Raw genomic sequence first — 16,986 nt, 5'->3', positions numbered from 1 at the left:
CTTGGCCACACGGCTCACGTCAATCGCCTGTAACAATTATATAGCATCGTCTTTTCAGGAAGGGCTTGCGACAAACGCATGCATATCTTTTAGAAACTCGTGCAGCTCTTTCATGGAAGGTATAGGATCAGCTATTAATAAGAATAATTTGCCGGTTTGTTTGAGTCTGGCTTTGTTGGTTTTTATCTGCAGGTATTCTATGATCTTTTGGAAGATGTTAGATTCAAAATAAGGAGAGTCCGGACGGTTAATAAAATGACAACGAAGTGTTTCACTTTTTAAGCTCATTTTCTCAAAGCCTAGTTCTATAGCCAGCCTACGGCATTTTACAGTTTCAAACAGATCATCGACCTGTGGTGGTACTGCTCCAAAACGATCGGCCAGCTCAATATGCATTTCCTCCAGCTCCTGGTCATTCTCACAGTTGTCCAAACGCTGATAGAGCGAGAGTCGCTCTGTGATGTTCTCCACGTATTCATCTGGTATAAGAATTTCCAGGTCGGTATCGATCGTACAATCATGCACAAAATCGTCCTGCTTGCTGATCTCTTCTTTAAACAGGTCTTTAAACTCCGTACGCTTTAATTCACGAATAGACTCGTCGAGAATTTTCTGGTACATTTCAAAACCTATCTCGGCCATAAACCCACTCTGTTCACCGCCCAATAAATTTCCCGCACCACGTATATCCAGGTCACGCATCGCTATCTGGAAACCACTGCCCAGTTCACTATGCTGCTCCAATGTTTGCAGGCGCTTACGTGAATCGCTGGGTAATGTGCTCATCGGCGGCGCCAGCAAATAACAAAACGCTTTTTTATTACTACGTCCAACCCGGCCACGTAGCTGGTGCAAATCGCTTAGGCCAAAATGATGCGCATTGTTAACAATAATCGTATTTACGTTCGGTATATCCACACCACTTTCCACGATATTGGTACAAACCAACACATCATATTTGCGGTCTATAAAATCGAGTATCTTTTCTTCCAGCTGATGACCTTCCATTTGTCCGTGCGCGTAGCCTACAGAAAGATCGGGGCAAAGCCCCTGGATAATAGCTGCCATCTCGGCCAGGCCAGCTACGCGGTTATGAATAAAAACACCTGTCCGCCACGCTCTGTTTCAAAGTAAACAGCTTCCCGCACAAAATCTTCATTATACACCTGTACCTCAGTTTGTATCGGTTGCCGGTTAGGTGGCGGTGTATTGATAATACTCAAATCCCTGGCGCCCATTAAAGAAAACTGCAGCGTTCGTGGAATTGGTGTCGCCGTCAATGTTAAACAATCAACCGTGGTACGGATGGTCTTGATCTTTTCTTTATGGGCTACTCCAAACTTCTGCTCTTCATCTACGATCAGCACTCCCAGATCTTTGAACTTTACTTCTTTCCCTATAATGCCGTGGGTACCGATAAGTATATCAATTTTACCCGCCTTTAATTTCTCCAGCGTTTCTTTTTCTCTTTCGCACTCTTAAAACGGTTGATAAAATCTACTGTAACAGGAAAATCTTTCAAACGCTCACTGAAAGTTTTATAATGCTGAAAAGCCAGAATCGTTGTTGGAACCAGTACTGCTGCCTGCTTGCCATCTACACAGGTTTTAAAGGCTGCACGAATGGCAATTTCCGTTTTACCAAAACCCACATCGCCACAAACCAGTCGATCCATAGGCGAAGCAGACTCCATATCTTTCTTCACATCGGCGGTAGCCTTACTTTGATCAGGCGTGTCCTCGTAAATAAACGAAGCTTCCAGCTCATTCTGTAAATAGTTATCCGGCGTATGCGCAAAGCCTTGCTGAGCTTTACGTTTGGCATATAACTTAATAAGATCGAAGGCAATTTCTTTAACCTTTGCCTTGGTTTTTCCTTGAGGCGGTTCCATACATCACTACCCAGCTTGTTAACCTTTGGCACACTGCCATCCTTGCCGGTGTATTTTGCAATTTTATGGAGGGAATTGATGTTCACATACAGTACATCCTTGTCTTTATAAATAAGACGCACGGCCTCCTGTAGCTTACCATTCACATCCATTTTTTGCAGACCGCTATAAACACCTACACCATGATCGATATGTGTTACATAATCGCCAGGTTGCAGCTCACGTAAGGTTCGTAATGTTATAGCCTTGCTCTTATTGTACGCCTGCTTAACCCTGTATTTATGATAACGCTGAAAAATTTCGTGATCGGTATAGCAAACTACTTTCAGATCATCATCAATAAATCCCTGGTGAATAGAAACGGACACAGGGTTAAATACCAGTTCTGCTTTAAGGTCATCAAAAATGGTTTGCAACCTTTCCAGTTGCTTCGAATTCTCTGAAAAAATATAAATATTATATTGCTTCTTTTCTTTTTCCTTCAGGTCTTTAATCAACAAATCGAACTGCCTGTTAAATGCCGGCTGCGATTTCGTATTAAATTCAAATTCCTGTTTGGCCGTATAGCTATTGCCACCGAAATGAAAAACAGATCGATCTTTCAGCGCCTCAGCCAAACTATCGGCCGTTATAAAATCATCAGGGGAAATATCTTTTTTAAAGAGCTTTTCATCATCACTGTTAGCAGCCGCCTGACCAGCAGGGTACATCTCCAGGAAATATTGCAATTCCTCCTCATGATCCCTTAATCGCTCTACGCACAATTCCTGGTCTTGTAGCCAGATGGCGGTATTGGCTGGCAGAAAATCGAAAAGTGACACTCTTTCTTCCGAACCAAATTGAGTATCTACATTCGGGATAATGGATACCGACAAAAGCTTACGTTCACTTAATTGAGTTTCAGGATCGATAATACGAATAGAATCTACCTCGTTGCCAAACAGCTCAAAACGATAAGGTTTTTCATTACCAAAAGAGTATATATCAAAAATGCCCCCGCGTAAAGCATACTGCCCCGGCTCATACACAAAATCGCTGCGTACGAAACCGTACTGATCCAGCTTCAATAGCAATTGACCGATGTCGATAGTATCGGCAGTTTTTATATGTATTATGTTCTCCGATAAGGTTTTGGAGATCACTACTTTTTCGAATAAAGCCTCGGGGTAAGTTACCAGGATCTTCTTCCTGACGGGCTGCGCATCTGTATGGGAGGCCAGCTTTGTGAGTGCTTCTGTTCTCAACATCACATGCGAAGCATTCAGCTGCCGGTAATTCTTCCTGGTTTTAAAGGAGGAGGGAAAATAAAAAATATCCAGCGCTCCGGTAATGTTTTCCAGTGTATTATGAAAATATGCCGCGTCTTCCGACTCATTTAAAACAATTACATGATTAAACTCAGGCGCATATCCTGCACTCGCGGCAAATACAAAAGGAGCTGAACTGCCAAAAAGACCTGTAAGGGCTATTTCTGATGGACGGAACAAAGAAAGCCCCTCCGCTATTTGTAAACAGCGGGTATCATTAATATAAAAATTCTGCAACACATCCGTGCTCATCGAGGCGCGAAGTTACGATTAAGTTCAAAAGTTTACAAGTCCCGAAATATAAAAGCATAAAACCAACGACCTGCCATCGCTTCGCCTGGGAAAGCCGCCATAAACTCATCATGAACAGTATGCTATAAAATATGATCAATGCTGATTCTTTCAGAACTATACATCAGCGGTATCAGCGAAAGATAGAAAAGAATCTTTTTCATTTTGTTTTCGATTTATTGAAATCACCTGAGCAAGTGATCTGTAGTTAAGGACGTATATCCAACTTATTTTGTAACAGGGGGCAAAAAATTTAAGATTTTCATAGAACTTTTTAAAAAATAGTACCGGCAAAAGAATCAGTCGCTTTTTTGTGTAGGTTTGGATACTGCCTGGAAAAAGGCGAAATCACTTAAATTAAGTTCATGCGAAAAATTATAACGTTGCTGGCCCTGGCTTTTTCCTGCCAGTGCATGATGGCTCAATCTTATCAGCCCAACTGGAGCTCACTCGAGTCCAGGCCCATACCCCAATGGTTTACGGATGCCAAGTTTGGAATATTTATACACTGGGGACTATACAGTGTTCCTGCATGGGCTACCAACTCTAATGCTGATGGTTTTGGCAGCAACTATGCAGAATGGTATTGGGAACGGCTCAATAATACTAAGCTTAAAATACACAAAGAATTTGTTGACTTCCATAACAAAAACTATGGCCCCAACTTTAAATACCAGGATTTTGTAACCCAATTTAAAGCAGAATTATTTGAACCTACTCAATGGGCACAACTCTTTAAAGATGCAGGCGCCAAATACGTTGTGTTGACCAGCAAGCATCATGAAGGCTTTGCCCTCTGGCCAAGCCGCGAATCATGGAACTGGAATGCTTATGATGCCGGTCCTCATCGCGATCTGGCAGGCGATTTAAGTGAAGCTGTTAAAAAACAGGTTTACACATGGGCTTTTACTATTCCTTATACGAATGGTATAACCCTTTATACAAACAGGATGTAAACAAATACGTTGATGAGCACATGCTGCCGCAACTAAAAGACCTGGTTAACCGCTATCAGCCGGATATTATTTGGCCCGATGGTGAATGGGATCACAGTGATACAGTTTGGAAAAGCCGCGAGTTTTTAAGCTGGCTATATAATGAATCGCCTGTAAAAAATACGGTAGTAACCAATGACCGCTGGGGCGGAGGTCGCAACCATGGCGGATTTACCACCACAGAATACGGAAGCGGCAAAGCCAGCCTGGAAAGACCCTGGGAGGAGTGTCGGGGTATCGGCGAATCTTTCGGGTATAACCGTAATGAAAACCTGGAGCAATACCAGACCAGCCGCCAGCTGGTGCACATGCTGATTGATGTGGTGTCGCGCGGCGGCAACCTGCTGTTGAATATTGGGCCTGCGGCAGATGGTACTATCCCCGTGATCATGCAGCAGCGACTAAAAGATATAGGTGCCTGGCTACAAATCAATGGCGACGCTATTTACGGCACTACCGCATGGAAAGAGGCTCCCCTGCAAAAAGATACAAGTGTATTCTTCACCCGTAAAGGAAAGGATCTGTATGTACTGCACACCAATTGGAAACAACAGGTAACCATTCCCGGTATAAAAGCCCGATCGGTAGAACTACTCGGCTTTAAGGGAAAAGTAAATTACAAACAACAGGGGCAAAATGTAACGATAACAGCGCCTGTCCTTTTGCCTGGTGAGTTAAACACTCAGCAAGCCTGGGCTTATAAAATCAGTAATGCTTTCTAAACAACAAGCCGTTCATATTTTAATAGCGCCCAATGCATTTAAGAACAGCCTGCCCGCTGATGAAGCAGCGACGGCATTAGCGGAAGGTCTGCAGCACAGTATTACTAATGCCGTCGTTAATTGCTGCCCTGTAGGTGATGGTGGCGACGGTACCGGAAAAATACTGGCATTACATTTAAAAGCAAAGAAGCGCGTTTATAAAACGGTCGATCCCCTGGGAAGGCCCATCTTTGCTCCGGTCTACTATACCCAGGATCATACAGCCATTATAGAACTTTCAGATGCCTCCGGCTTAAAACTATTGCAACCTGCGGAATATGATCCGATACGGGCTAACACTTACGGCACAGGCATCCTGCTTAAAAAGGCACTGAAACGAAAGGCGAAAAGAATTTTGCTGGCCATTGGCGGCAGCGCAACGGTAGACGGAGGAACCGGCATTTTAAAGGCTCTGGGGTAAAATTCCTGAACAGCGCAGGCATTGAAATAAGGCATCTCCCTGGCGATCTTCCTGATTTACATAGCATCGATATTTCGCGATTTGACAGTAGTCTTCTACAAACAGAACTGATCGTATTATGTGATGTGAAGAATAAACTATTAGGTACTAACGGTGCAGCAAAAATCTTTGGACCTCAAAAAGGCGCAACTAATAACGACATAACAGCGCTCGAAAAATCGATGAAGCGGCTTAACAAAGTGGTACACCAAACATCAGGCATCAGGATCAGCTCCCTCCCTCACGGTGGTGCAGCCGGAGGAGTAGCCGCTTCGCTGGCGGTGCTGTGCGATGCCAAAATTGTAAATGGAATTGATTTTTTCCTGGATGCCATTCAATTTAACCAGCTATTGCAGCAGGCATATCTTGTCATAACAGGAGAAGGAGCATTAGATGCACAAACACTAGAAGGCAAAGCTCCTTTTGGTGTAGCACAAAGAGTAAAAAAGCCGGAATTAAAGTGATTGGAGTTGGCGGAAAAGTAGAGGCAGACAATAAAAAGCTGCATCATTATTTTGACCGTTTGATCAATATTAATCCGCCTGGTATAAGCCTGGCAAAAGCACTTCGGAATACGAAGGCTAATCTTATAAAAACGGGGAAAAAGATAGGCCAAGAGATTAAAACAGGCTCCTTTGATACATAAAAGCCTAACAGCTTAGCCAGGCACTTAAGGGTATATCACCGAACCCAACACGCTCATACAAGGCATTAGATACTATCTTATATTGTTAAATATATCCTCAAAAACCAACAAAGTAGCTACTTTTACATCTATAAAATGAATGATTATGCAGGAGAGTAAGCGACAAAAGCAGGTAGCTGGTTTATTAAATGAAGAAATGAATACCATCTTTCAAAAGTTGGGATTAAATATGATCGGCGGGGAATGGTATCCATATCTGCAGTAAAAATCACCCCCGATCTGCTGGAAGCAAGATTTTACCTGAGCTTTTTCCAGGTGAACGATAAAGATGCAGCGCTTAAAAAAGTGGAAGAGCGTCATCATGAAATAAAAAAGAATTGACCGCTGCCGTAAGACATCAACTAAGAAGTATGCCCGTTCTGCGATTCTTTGCCGATGATACCTTAGACCATGTTTTTAAAATGGAAGAGCTGTTCAAAAAAATTGAAGAAGAAAGAAAAGCTAACGGCGAACAATGAGTAAGTCAGTGATCTGTGATGAGTAGTGATCGTATTGACAAGAGCAATCTTCCTTAATTATAAATCCCTAATTCATTGTATTCTCTTTTTGCGTGGCGTTATTTTAAAGCTAAAAAATCGACCAATGCTATTAATATCATATCATGGATATGCATTGTAGCGATGGTGGTGGGCACTGCTGCGCTTATTCTTGTGCTTAGCGTCTTCAACGGATTTGAAGGCCTGGTTAAATCTTTATATGCGTCTTTCTATACGGATCTTAAGATCAGCCCGGCATCAGGAAAAACATTGAGCTTATCTGCCGAACAATTACAGCAACTCAGGCAGGTGAAAGGTATCAGGAGCTTTGCATTGGTAGTAGAAGAGAAAGCAATATTGCAGAATGGCGACAACCAGGCAATCGTTCATTTGAAAGGGGTAGACAATAACTATGAAACTACCACAACCGTGAATAGGCATATTTATTCCGGTAAATTCGGGATTGGTAACGAACAGCAACCCATGCTGTATTAGGCGTTGGCATTGAAGGCACTTTAGGCATCAGGGCCGGTAGCGATGTACTTCCTTTAACTATCTATATCCCACGAAAAAACAACTCGGAGGAGTTGAATGAAATGGAAGACATCAGCAGTGACACCATTCATACTGCCGGCTCTTTTATGATTCAACAAGACTTTGATAATAAGTACGCCATTACCGATTTACGATTCCTGCAAAATGCGATGAAACTTAATGCCAATGATTATAGCGGTGTTGAGATTGCAGTTAATAATCCCGACGAAGCCGATAAAGTAGGGCAGGAATTAGCTACTCTTTTTGGTAAAGGCTTTAAAATACAAAACCGCTACCAGCAAAATCAAAGCCTTTATGCTATTATGAACCTGGAGCGCTGGATATTTTACGCAGTGCTTTGCATTATACTTGTTGTTGCGGCCTTTAACATGGTCGGCGCGCTTACCATGTTGGTATTGGAAAAACGTAAAGACATCAGCGTTTTAAATGCCCTGGGTGCTAATAGAAACCTGGTCTTGAAAATATTTTTAAGTGAAGGCCTTTTACTGGCGGGCATTGGCGGTGGCATTGGTATGCTGATCGCACTGGTAGTAGTTTTGCTACAACAGCAATTCCACCTGGTACCACTGGAGGGCGGCTCCTTCCTCATAGACTATTTCCCGGTAGAGCTCAGGATCATTGACTTTATTTTAGTAGCCACCACCGTTTTGGTCGTATCCTTCCTGGCATCCTGGATACCTGCTATTAAAGCATCCAGGCAACAATTCTCACTTAGGAGTGAGTAGCAAGTTAATGCGCTACTACCTCCCCTACAAGGAATACACTTCCACATATCAATATCAGATCATCAGGATGAGCATGCGCTTTGGCTTCGGTCAATGCTTCATTTACATCGTTAAAAACATGCCCGGTTAACCCTCGCTGCGCACCTTTTTCGCTAAGTATTCCTGCCGGCAGTGCCCTGGGAATATTAGCATTCGTAAAGTAGTAAGAAGCATTGATGGGCAGCATTGCTATCACTGTATCAACATCTTTGTCTTTTACCATTCCCAATATAATATGTAAGCGATGGTAAGTGGTTATCTCCAGTTGATTTAGAAGCTCTTGCATACCACTTTCATTATGGGCAACATCCAGCACAACACGGGGATGCTGATGTATGGTTTCCCACCGTCCATGTAAACCGGTTAGTTTTTTCACTTGCCTCAAACCTTGTTCTATAGAAGTATCCGGTAAATCAATACCCTTTGCTTTCAACTGATGACAACTCTCCAACACCGTTAAAAGATTTTTGGTCTGGTACTGACCCGTCAGATCTAAGTGATAGTTCCTGTGATCGGCTTTATTGTTTTCTGCAACAGATACGATCAATTCATATTCAGACTGTCTCCAGTCCATTACCTGTAAACGCTCCCCGGCGAAAAAACAGGTGCATTTTCGGCTGTAGCCTTAGTTCTAAATACCGGTTCGGTTGTGGAAGCTCTTTCACCTCACTACCGGTACACCGGGTTTAATAATACCTGCCTTCTCAGCGGCAATTTCTTCCAATGTATTACCCAGTATCTGTACATGATCGTAACCGATATTGGTAATAACAGATAGCAATGGCTGAATAATATTAGTGCTATCCAGACGCCCCCCAAGGCCTGTTTCAATAATAGCAATGTCGATATTCTGTTTTGTAAAATGATCAAAAGCCATTGCTACCGTTAGCTCAAAAAAACTAGGCTGTATCCTTTCAATTTCCGGTTGCATTTGTTCAACAAAATCCACCACCTCCTGTTCGCCGATCATTTCACCATTAACCCTGATACGTTCCCGGAAATCCTTTAAATGTGGAGAAGTATATAAGCCTGTTTTATAACCTGCCGATTGTAAAACAGAAGCCAGCATATGACTTACTGATCCCTTACCGTTGGTACCTGCTACGTGGACAAACTTCCCCTTTTGATGCGGATTGCCTAATACTTCAGAAAGTGCAATAATATTGGTGAAACCGTTTTTTATAGCCTGTCCGCCTATTTTGCTGAACATGGGCAGTCGGGCATACATATAGTCTAAGGTTTGCTGATAGTTCATACGCAAATATAAACAGGTGCAGGGTTTGCTTTATCGCTACAAAATTAAAAAATCTTAAATCCCGGAAGCCAAATATTGATATTTTTGACGAATGAACAAAGTTGCGATAATAGTGGCGGGCGGTGCCGGTAAAAGAATGGGCAGTGATTTGCCTAAACAGTTTTTAATGGTGCAGAACAAGCCGGTTCTGTATCACACTTTAAATACATTTCTATCGGCATATGAAGACCTGCAAATTGTATTAGTTTTGGCAGAGGACTATGTTGATATGGGCAGGGAGATTATTGATGCCTATTTTGAAAATGACCGCATCAGGATCGCTGTTGGCGGCGCTACCCGGTTTGATTCTGTAAAAAACGGCCTTTCAATGGTTGAAGGAGAAGCCATTATATTTGTACATGATGCAGTGCGTTGCGCTCTAACTACCGGCCTGATTCATCGATGTTACGAAACTGCCCTGGAAATGGGAACAGCAATTCCTGTTGTTAAAAGCAGTGATAGCCTGCGCATGATTAATGAAGATGGCATGAATGAGGCTGTAGACCGTGAAAAAATTGTTATGGTACAAACACCACAGGTTTTTCACAGCAAGATATTAATTCCCGCTTTTAATATTGATTATAAAGATTGGTTTACCGATGAAGCCAGCGTAGTGGAAGCTTTTGGCATGATGGTAACACTTGTGGAAGGAGAAAAGCAAAATCTCAAAATCACCCATCCTGTAGATCTGGCTATTGCCGGACAGGTGCTCGCGGAAAGGGTTTAGCAGCTGCTGGTTGGACGAGCATCATTGCCCGCCACCTACATTAACTCACTGCATTTACCCGGCGATGCTCGTATTACCGATCTTGGCCAGTATCTGGTGTGCCACATCCATTGCTTTCAAACCATCGATCTCAGAAACAACGGTCTGCGTGTTATTATTAATCGCATCCTTGAATTCTTCCAGTTCGCGCTTAATGGCATTTACCTGCGGCACTGGCGGATTAGCGACAGCAATCGTTTTGGTGCCGGTTGGCGTGGCCATGTCAAATGCAAAAACGTTGGTATCCTGGTCTTCTTTCAATTTAATGATCTCTGTTTTCTTATCCAGGAAATCAATACCTATATAAGCGTCTTTCTGAAACACCCGCATCTTACGCATCTTCTTCATGGAAATACGGCTTGACGTAAGATTCGCTACACAACCATTATCAAATTCAATACGCACATTGGCAATATCAGGCGTATCGGTCATTACCGCCACACCGCTGGCTGAAATCTTCTTCACATCACTTTTTACCAGGCTTAAAATAATGTCGATATCATGGATCATCAGGTCCAGTATCACACTCACTTCGGTGCCGCGAGGGTTAAATTGCGCCAGCCGATGCACTTCGATAAACATAGGCTTCAGATCGAATCCCTTCAGCGCCAGGAACGCAGGGTTAAAACGCTCCACATGTCCTACCTGCAGCTTAATATTAGACTCTTTAGCCAGTTTCACCAATTGGCGGGCCTCATCCATGGTATGTGCAAAAGGCTTTTCTACAAAAACGTGCTTGCCCAGCTTAATGGCTTTTTCACACCACTCGTAGTGGTAGTTTGTAGGCGCTACAATATCTATCGCGTCGCATTGGCTTAAAAAATCATCCGTATCAAAAAAACGTTTGATACCATACTTCTCTATCACATCGGCAGCGATCTCATCATTGGGATCAACAAAACCAACAACTTCTACATCATTAATTTCCAACCAGTTATTCAGGTGAAATTTTCCCAAATGTCCTACTCCTACTATTCCGATTTTAAGCATCTTCAAAAATATTCATTTTTAAAATAACCAGTCCTAAAAGTTGCTTCAAAAAAAGAGCAAGTTCTTTAGAACCTGCTCTTTTGTTGACCCATAAGGATTCGAACCTTAACTGACTGAACCAAAATCAGTAGTGCTACCGTTACACCATGGGTCAATCCTGCTCCGATTTCTCAATCGGGTTGCAAAAATAGGGAAATTTCTTTTTATGGTACAAAACTAATCAACAATTTTTTTAAGGAAGGCCCAGCAAAAAACCGATAGTAAAGTTGGCATCCCAATCAAAAACGAAGGTATCGCAGCCAGTAGCATCTGTAAGCGCCTTATAAATATTGATGCCTGCTTTTGTTTTAGCCTTGTCTGATTTGTAATCAGCCGGAGCTTTTAATACGGTATAACGCTCTCCATCCTGCTTGGTTTGATCTGCCAGCTCAAATGGCACACCGCCCACAATAAAACATACATCCCTGTTTTTTGCGGAATAGCGCTAGCTTTTGACTTTACATTATCATAAACCGACTCGTCGCTTTTATTCAATTCGTAATACTTGGCGCCTTCCGCTTCCACGGCTTTCAGATTCGAACCTTCGTACCAGGAAAGCTTTGTATTTCCGGAACCAATATCGGTTACGAAAGAGCTTTCTTTATAAGAAGCCGGCTGCACGCATTTCAATGCCAGTTTACCTTCCTGCTCGGCGGTAACCAGGTTTACTACATAACCCATTTTTTTAAGTTCCTTAACGATGCCGTCGGTTTTTGGCTCTTTCTGTGCACCCGATGAAATCACGAAATGCATATTCTTATTAGCTACGCCTTTATCAAACATGCCAGCCAGGTATTTTTTTAGTCCCTGACGAATATCATCAGCGGTAGCCAGTCCTTCATATACCATGGAGTTGCCAAATTCCTTGGATACTACTTCCCATCTTTTCTCCTTATCAATCTTAACTACAAACGAGTTGAAGCCAGAGGCGCCTACTTCCACTACCCCTTTTAATTCGCCGTTAACCGGTTTTTCGGGCTGATAAGCAAAGCTTCTATGTTCGCTGCTACCGGTGGCAGTATTTTCAGAACCTTCCTTTTTACCACCGTCAGTTACCACTTCGCTTGTGGTTACTTCATCGGTAGAAGCTAATTTTTCTTTTATTTTTTCGTTCTGACTACCATACCAGATAAGACCTACAAGAGGTATACCTACTATGAGCGCTTTTACCGGCCAGCGTAGCCTGCTCCATGTTGATCCGTTTGACATTTTAATTATAGTTGAGTTTAGTAAAAAATAATTTTAAGTAAATAGTAGTAAGATCAGATTTAGTCCAAGAGTGAAAAGCCTTTATCCACCTTTTCATCGTTGGTTAATTCATGATAGCTCTGCCCTACTTCATTCACATTTAATTTGGTTAGATTTCTCTGATCTACTTTTTGGATGAATGCGGTCAGTTCCTCCTGGCTTGGTGTACCACCAACCGTTACGGAGTTATTCTGATCCAGGAACTCCAGGTTAGAACGTATGGCCGCAATATTCTGACTGATGGCACTTGTTGCAGCACCCATCGCTTCCTGGAAAACCCAGCCATCTTTGATATTAAACACTTCTGCCAAACCATCTGTGGCATTCTTCATTTTGCTGGTGGCTTCCATTTTTTGTTAATGATGGAGATACTACTATCCAGCGTGCTCACGTAAATACGGGCGGCACTTTCATTATCCTTTAATACTTCCAGCACTTTGGCAAACTGGTTGGCATACTGTGCATAGCTGCGCGCATTCTGTTCTTCAGCCTCACCTTCTTTTCCCAGTAAAAAAGCCTTGGTACGGGTTTCTTTGGCATCACGGCTCAGCGCGTTGGCTTTCTCCCTGTCCTGCGCCTGTTCTGCCTCTTTTCCTTTTAACTCCAGGTTACCGGCTTCGGTAGTAAACCTTTTGGCGAAAGTATATTTTTCCTGTGCGGCGTTTTGTGCCGTTACACCACTTTGGATCATATCAATACGCACACCATCTACGTTAGCTATTTTTTCTTTTACACGTTTTAAAGTATCCTTTGCTTCACGCGATAATAGCTGCAACGATTCAATAGGATTATTGCGGATAATGGCCTTTTCGCCTTTAAACAATAACACGGTACCTAACCTATGCAGGACACTAATTATTTTAGGGGCCAGCATCAGCAGCACGATAAATACAATGCCAAACAATACAAACAATACACTCTTTTGTGCATACTCCAGCAATAAGGGCAGGTATTTTACAAAAGCAATAACGCCTCCTATCATCAATACCCAAAAGATGAGGGCGCTGAATGTTTTCTTAGCTTCAGGGGTTTTAACTACCGCAGGCAACTTGTCTCCTATCACCTGGAAAATAGGAAGCTGACTTTTTAACGATGCGGGAATCGTATTAGCGAGCGAATGGTTGTTGGATGTGGTCATTAATTAATTTTTTATGCGTAAAATTACTGATAAAACAAGGTTTAATACAAGTGTAAATCGGTAAATACAGATCTAATATCGGCCAATATCTAAACGCTTAGAAGCTAAAAAATGTACTCCAGGTCATATTCTTACAGAAGCGTGAGGCAAAGATCTTCGAAAGCATTTACAACTCTTTGTCTGCTAAGCTCAACAATGTTTGCATTTTACTAATCACGCCCTCAATCGCATGCTTCCCGGTTTGGATCTTCCTCTCAATATCTTCCAGCTTAGGCTGCCAGTGCGCCTGTAGGTTCGACAATTCAGCCTGTTTCTCTGCAATCGTTTTTTGTAATCTTAACACCTGCTCTTCCAGCGAGCTAACCTCCGCTATGAGGGTTTCCTTCGACTCTTTGATTTTGTTGGTAATAGCAGCTTTTTCTCCGCTCTTTTTCAGAACATCATTATCCAACGCCTTTTGCAACTCATTCTTATAGTAATTGCCACTGCTCAAGAGCTTCTCTTTGGTTAGTGTTTTATCAGCGAATTTCAAGGTGTTAAACGCTTGTTTCAAGGACGCAGCCTGCTCTCCACCACTTTCTTCCACGGCATTCCACACTTCGAAAAAATCCACACCTGGTTGATTAATGGACTCAATGAGTTGATAGGCCTTCTTTGCAGCATCTTCTCTCGCCTCTATTGGCACAGAGCTGGTATCTGGCGAACGGGCAGGTTGAGATACGACCGCTGCAGGTTCCTCGACTTTAACCGGAGTTGGTTCGGTCGGTTGCGCAGAGAGGGGCACATCTTCCTCTTTAAATATCATCTTTTTCAATCCGCTAAAAAAACCGCCTTTCTGATTTTCCATACTGATAGATTATAGACCAAAGATAATATTTGAAAGCTGAAAACAACAGGGCATTGAATGATCCGTTTAAATCCTGCTGATAGCAGCCCCCTCAATACATTTCGTTTTTTAGTGTGAAAAACAAATAAGTTGAATGCAAGAAAATATGTCTTCCGTTTATATGAAAAACAGCCTCGCCAGCATGCTTCCTTTCCATTGTGTTAATGATATAATAGTTCCCGGATTTGTATGCTTCATTTCACTACATTTGTAACTAACCGATTGGTCATCTTTAAAATATTAATACAAAATGAAAGTAACCGTAGTGGGAGCTGGTGCAGTAGGAGCTACCTGTGCCGACAATATCGCCCGCAAAGAGCTGGCTTCAGAACTTGTTCTATTAGATATAAAAGAAGGTGTTGCAGAGGGAAAGTCGATAGACATGATGCAGACAGCAGCATTGCTGGGCTTTGATACCAAAATCAAAGGGGTAACTAACGATTATATGGCTACCGAAAACTCTGATGTGGTAGTTATTACATCGGGCTTGCCGCGTAAGCCAGGCATGACCAGAGAAGAACTGATTGGCGTAAACGCGGGCATTGTAAAAAGTGTTACTGAAAATATATTAAAGCATTCTCCTGATACGATTATCATTGTTGTGTCTAATCCGATGGACACGATGAACTACCTGACCTATACTACCTCTGGCTTACCTAAAAATAAAGTAATTGGTATGGGTGGCGCCTTAGATTCAGCCCGCTTTCGTTACTACCTGAGCCAGGAGTTGAAATGCTCTCCGGCAGATCTGAACGCCGTGGTAATTGGCGGTCATGGCGACACTACTATGATCCCGCTGATTAAACATGCTACATGGGGTAGTACGCCAGTGACCAACTTTTTGAGCGAAGAGCAGCAACAAAAAATTGTAGCAGACACGATGGTTGGCGGAGCAACGCTGACCAAGCTGATCGGCACTTCTGCCTGGTACGCACCCGGCGCGGGAACTGCGGCTATGGTAGAAAGTATTTTACGTGATGAGAAAAATTGATCTCAAGCGGTGTTTTCCTGGAAGGAGAATATGGCCAAAGCGACATTTCTCTTGTAGTACCCGTTACTATTGGTAGAAATGGCTGGGAACAGATACTCGATTTTAAATTAAGCGATGAAGAGCAGGCTACTTTCAATAAAAGTGCTGATGCAGTAAGAGCTATGAATGATGTGCTGAAAACACTGTAATATTTTTTTCCTTGGAAAGCCAGCGATTTAAACCGCTGGCTTTTTTTATGCTTTAAAATCTTAGTAGTAAATTCACCAAAGCCAAAAGTCTTCTACACCTTTAAAAGAAATCAAATTGAAACGCCTACTTATTTTTTATGCGTGACTACGACATTGTTACTGTCAGGTGGTTATGCACTGCAGGCCCAAACCAAATTAAAGCCGGGTTTTGATGTAAAGGAGTATATATCTTTATTCTCCCTCTTTTATTTTGGCAATAGTATTCCCGACAGTAACCTGCGCAAGACGACCAAAGACCCTTACACAAGGCTTTATCGCTCTCCCGAAGTTGGGCTTAAAAATCAATGGTCCCTATACCTGAGAGCCGACAATACAGCTGCGATATCTATCAGAGGAACGATCGGGGACAAGCTGAGCTGGCTGGCTAATTTTTATGCGGCCATGATTCCGGCAAAGGGCAGCCTTCACATGAACGATTCGACCGAATTCAACTATAAGTTTTCATCTGACGAGCAGGCTTTGGTACATGTAGGCTGGACGGTTTCGCTGGCAGCAATGGCTCCTGATATGGTTGAGAAAATACAGGATCTTTACCAGAAAGGCGTGCGGGACATATACCTATTCGGTCATAGCCAGGGAGCCGCTATTGCATTCCTGCTACGCTCCTACCTGCATTATTTACAACAGGACGGCAAACTGCCTAAAGACATACAGTTTAAAACATACTGTAGCGCTGCGCCCAAACCGGGCAATATGTATTACGCTTACGACTATGAAAACATAACCCGCGACGGATGGGGCTATACCATTGTCAACCGAAAAGATTGGGTACCAGAGTCACCCTACACTATTCAGCGCATACAGGACATGAGTCTGCCTAACCCGCTGATCAAAACAAAGGAGCTGTTGAAAAAGCAAAAATTCGGTGTAAGATTTGTCGGCGGTATTTTATATGGCAGGGTAAACCGAAAACCAAGAAAGGCACAGGAAATGTATACCAAGTACCTGGGAAAAACCATCTATAAGATGGCTATTAAAAAGGCGCTGCCGCAATTTAAACAGCCTGCTTATGCTGCATCTAACAACTATATGAGAGCAGGAAGCCCGATTGTACTGATACCAGATGCAGCCTACGACGAAAAATTTAAAGACGAAGGAAAAGACGATTTCCTGCACCATCATTTTGCGCCTTATTATTTTCTCATACAAAAATATTACCCGCAATAAAAAAGCTGCTTAC

22 protein-coding genes, 1 tRNA gene and 2 pseudogenes are annotated in these 16,986 nt (G+C 42.7%); 12 read left to right on the top strand and 13 right to left on the bottom strand.

The window, feature by feature from the left end:
* Positions 1 to 54 precede the first annotated feature (54 nt).
* Genes MKP07_RS13570 through MKP07_RS13555 form a run of 4 tightly spaced genes read right to left on the bottom strand, consistent with a single transcriptional unit; the run spans position 55 to position 3,450 of the window.
* The gene (locus MKP07_RS13570) at positions 55 to 1,068 is read right to left on the bottom strand and encodes a TRCF domain-containing protein (RefSeq protein WP_240847675.1); all 1,014 of its coding nucleotides are present in this window, start codon (positions 1,066 to 1,068) and stop codon (positions 55 to 57) included.
* 14 nt (positions 1,069 to 1,082) lie between these two features.
* On the bottom strand, positions 1,083 to 1,418 hold the full coding sequence (locus MKP07_RS13565; RefSeq protein ID WP_394803655.1) for a hypothetical protein: 336 nt from the start codon (positions 1,416 to 1,418) through the stop codon (positions 1,083 to 1,085).
* 23 nt (positions 1,419 to 1,441) lie between these two features.
* Complete coding sequence (locus MKP07_RS13560) at positions 1,442 to 1,705, bottom strand: DEAD/DEAH box helicase (RefSeq protein WP_240847673.1); 264 nt, start codon at positions 1,703 to 1,705, stop codon at positions 1,442 to 1,444.
* Positions 1,702 to 3,450: a CarD family transcriptional regulator gene (locus MKP07_RS13555; RefSeq protein ID WP_240847672.1), complete on the bottom strand. Its 1,749-nt coding sequence runs from the start codon at positions 3,448 to 3,450 to the stop codon at positions 1,702 to 1,704. Before MKP07_RS13555 ends, MKP07_RS13560 begins: the two co-directional genes overlap by 4 nt.
* Positions 3,451 to 3,854: 404 nt before the next feature.
* Between MKP07_RS13555 and MKP07_RS42485 the strand changes: the two are divergent.
* The 8 genes and pseudogenes from MKP07_RS42485 to MKP07_RS13510 form a co-directional block, all read left to right on the top strand.
* Positions 3,855 to 4,864, top strand: a pseudogene (locus MKP07_RS42485) (alpha-L-fucosidase); the annotation flags it as partial.
* Positions 4,865 to 4,873: 9 nt separating this feature from the next.
* Positions 4,874 to 5,206: an alpha-L-fucosidase C-terminal domain-containing protein gene (locus tag MKP07_RS42480; RefSeq protein ID WP_394803654.1), complete on the top strand. Its 333-nt coding sequence runs from the start codon at positions 4,874 to 4,876 to the stop codon at positions 5,204 to 5,206.
* Positions 5,196 to 6,169, top strand: a pseudogene (locus tag MKP07_RS42475) (glycerate kinase). The gene MKP07_RS42480 and the pseudogene MKP07_RS42475 overlap by 11 nt, the downstream one beginning before the upstream one ends.
* Positions 6,166 to 6,351 carry a hypothetical protein gene (locus tag MKP07_RS13530; protein ID WP_240847668.1) on the top strand — a complete coding sequence of 62 codons (186 nt, stop codon included), beginning with the start codon at positions 6,166 to 6,168 and terminating at the stop codon, positions 6,349 to 6,351. Before MKP07_RS42475 ends, MKP07_RS13530 begins: the two are co-directional and overlap by 4 nt.
* Positions 6,352 to 6,594: 243 nt before the next feature.
* Positions 6,595 to 6,732 carry a ribosome-binding factor A gene (locus MKP07_RS13525; protein ID WP_240847667.1) on the top strand — a complete coding sequence of 46 codons (138 nt, stop codon included), beginning with the start codon at positions 6,595 to 6,597 and terminating at the stop codon, positions 6,730 to 6,732.
* Positions 6,729 to 6,869 carry a ribosome-binding factor A gene (locus MKP07_RS13520; RefSeq protein WP_240847666.1) on the top strand — a complete coding sequence of 47 codons (141 nt, stop codon included), beginning with the start codon at positions 6,729 to 6,731 and terminating at the stop codon, positions 6,867 to 6,869. Before MKP07_RS13525 ends, MKP07_RS13520 begins: the two co-directional genes overlap by 4 nt.
* 75 nt (positions 6,870 to 6,944) lie before the next feature.
* Complete coding sequence (locus MKP07_RS13515) at positions 6,945 to 7,382, top strand: ABC transporter permease (protein WP_240847665.1); 438 nt, start codon at positions 6,945 to 6,947, stop codon at positions 7,380 to 7,382.
* 101 nt (positions 7,383 to 7,483) lie between these two features.
* Positions 7,484 to 8,167, top strand: a complete 684-nt coding sequence (locus MKP07_RS13510) for an ABC transporter permease (protein ID WP_240850818.1) — start codon at positions 7,484 to 7,486, stop codon at positions 8,165 to 8,167.
* A 4-nt stretch (positions 8,168 to 8,171) separates the two neighbouring features.
* Here MKP07_RS13510 and MKP07_RS13505 read toward each other — a convergent pair whose 3' ends face one another.
* Positions 8,172 to 8,780: a glutamate ligase domain-containing protein gene (locus tag MKP07_RS13505; protein ID WP_240847664.1), complete on the bottom strand. Its 609-nt coding sequence runs from the start codon at positions 8,778 to 8,780 to the stop codon at positions 8,172 to 8,174.
* 87 nt (positions 8,781 to 8,867) lie between these two features.
* The gene (locus MKP07_RS13500; protein ID WP_240847663.1) at positions 8,868 to 9,461 is read right to left on the bottom strand and encodes a bifunctional folylpolyglutamate synthase/dihydrofolate synthase; all 594 of its coding nucleotides are present in this window, start codon (positions 9,459 to 9,461) and stop codon (positions 8,868 to 8,870) included.
* A gap of 91 nt (positions 9,462 to 9,552) precedes the next feature.
* On the opposite strand from MKP07_RS13500, the gene MKP07_RS13495 reads away from it, so the two are divergent.
* Complete coding sequence (locus MKP07_RS13495) at positions 9,553 to 10,227, top strand: 2-C-methyl-D-erythritol 4-phosphate cytidylyltransferase (RefSeq protein WP_240847662.1); 675 nt, start codon at positions 9,553 to 9,555, stop codon at positions 10,225 to 10,227.
* Between the two features lie 54 nt (positions 10,228 to 10,281).
* On the opposite strand, the gene MKP07_RS13490 is transcribed toward MKP07_RS13495, so the two are convergent.
* The 7 genes from MKP07_RS13490 to MKP07_RS13460 all read right to left on the bottom strand — a co-directional run bounded on the left by MKP07_RS13490 (position 10,282) and on the right by MKP07_RS13460 (position 14,528).
* Positions 10,282 to 11,256, bottom strand: a complete 975-nt coding sequence (locus tag MKP07_RS13490; protein ID WP_240847661.1) for a Gfo/Idh/MocA family protein — start codon at positions 11,254 to 11,256, stop codon at positions 10,282 to 10,284.
* A gap of 83 nt (positions 11,257 to 11,339) precedes the next feature.
* Positions 11,340 to 11,410, bottom strand: a tRNA-Gln gene (locus MKP07_RS13485).
* Between the two features lie 78 nt (positions 11,411 to 11,488).
* Positions 11,489 to 11,695, bottom strand: a complete 207-nt coding sequence (locus tag MKP07_RS13480; RefSeq protein WP_240847660.1) for a hypothetical protein — start codon at positions 11,693 to 11,695, stop codon at positions 11,489 to 11,491.
* Positions 11,638 to 12,504 carry a hypothetical protein gene (locus tag MKP07_RS13475; RefSeq protein WP_240847659.1) on the bottom strand — a complete coding sequence of 289 codons (867 nt, stop codon included), beginning with the start codon at positions 12,502 to 12,504 and terminating at the stop codon, positions 11,638 to 11,640. The genes MKP07_RS13480 and MKP07_RS13475 overlap by 58 nt, the downstream gene beginning before the upstream one ends.
* 59 nt (positions 12,505 to 12,563) lie before the next feature.
* The gene (locus MKP07_RS13470; RefSeq protein ID WP_240847658.1) at positions 12,564 to 12,893 is read right to left on the bottom strand and encodes a hypothetical protein; all 330 of its coding nucleotides are present in this window, start codon (positions 12,891 to 12,893) and stop codon (positions 12,564 to 12,566) included.
* A complete protein-coding gene (locus tag MKP07_RS13465; RefSeq protein ID WP_240847657.1) occupies positions 12,872 to 13,681 on the bottom strand; it encodes a hypothetical protein in 810 nt (269 codons plus the stop codon). The genes MKP07_RS13470 and MKP07_RS13465 overlap by 22 nt, the downstream gene beginning before the upstream one ends.
* A 166-nt stretch (positions 13,682 to 13,847) precedes the next feature.
* On the bottom strand, positions 13,848 to 14,528 hold the full coding sequence (locus MKP07_RS13460; RefSeq protein WP_240847656.1) for a hypothetical protein: 681 nt from the start codon (positions 14,526 to 14,528) through the stop codon (positions 13,848 to 13,850).
* Between the two features lie 289 nt (positions 14,529 to 14,817).
* Between MKP07_RS13460 and MKP07_RS13455 the strand changes: the two genes are divergently transcribed.
* The 3 genes from MKP07_RS13455 (at position 14,818) to MKP07_RS13450 (ending at position 16,973) form a co-directional block, all read left to right on the top strand.
* Positions 14,818 to 15,558, top strand: coding sequence for a malate dehydrogenase (locus MKP07_RS13455; protein ID WP_262919292.1), 741 nt, complete (start codon positions 14,818 to 14,820; stop codon positions 15,556 to 15,558).
* Positions 15,555 to 15,746, top strand: coding sequence for a hypothetical protein (locus tag MKP07_RS42470; protein ID WP_262919291.1), 192 nt, complete (start codon positions 15,555 to 15,557; stop codon positions 15,744 to 15,746). Before MKP07_RS13455 ends, MKP07_RS42470 begins: the two co-directional genes overlap by 4 nt.
* Before the next feature lie 141 nt (positions 15,747 to 15,887).
* Positions 15,888 to 16,973 (top strand): lipase family protein, encoded by a 1,086-nt coding sequence (locus MKP07_RS13450; RefSeq protein ID WP_240847655.1) that lies wholly within the window; start codon positions 15,888 to 15,890, stop codon positions 16,971 to 16,973.
* Positions 16,974 to 16,986 lie beyond the last annotated feature (13 nt).

This window comes from Paraniabella hibiscisoli (assembly GCF_022512515.1).
GTDB classification, from domain to species: domain Bacteria; phylum Bacteroidota; class Bacteroidia; order Chitinophagales; family Chitinophagaceae; genus Niabella; species Niabella hibiscisoli.
This window is presented reverse-complemented; position numbering and strand designations above follow the sequence as displayed.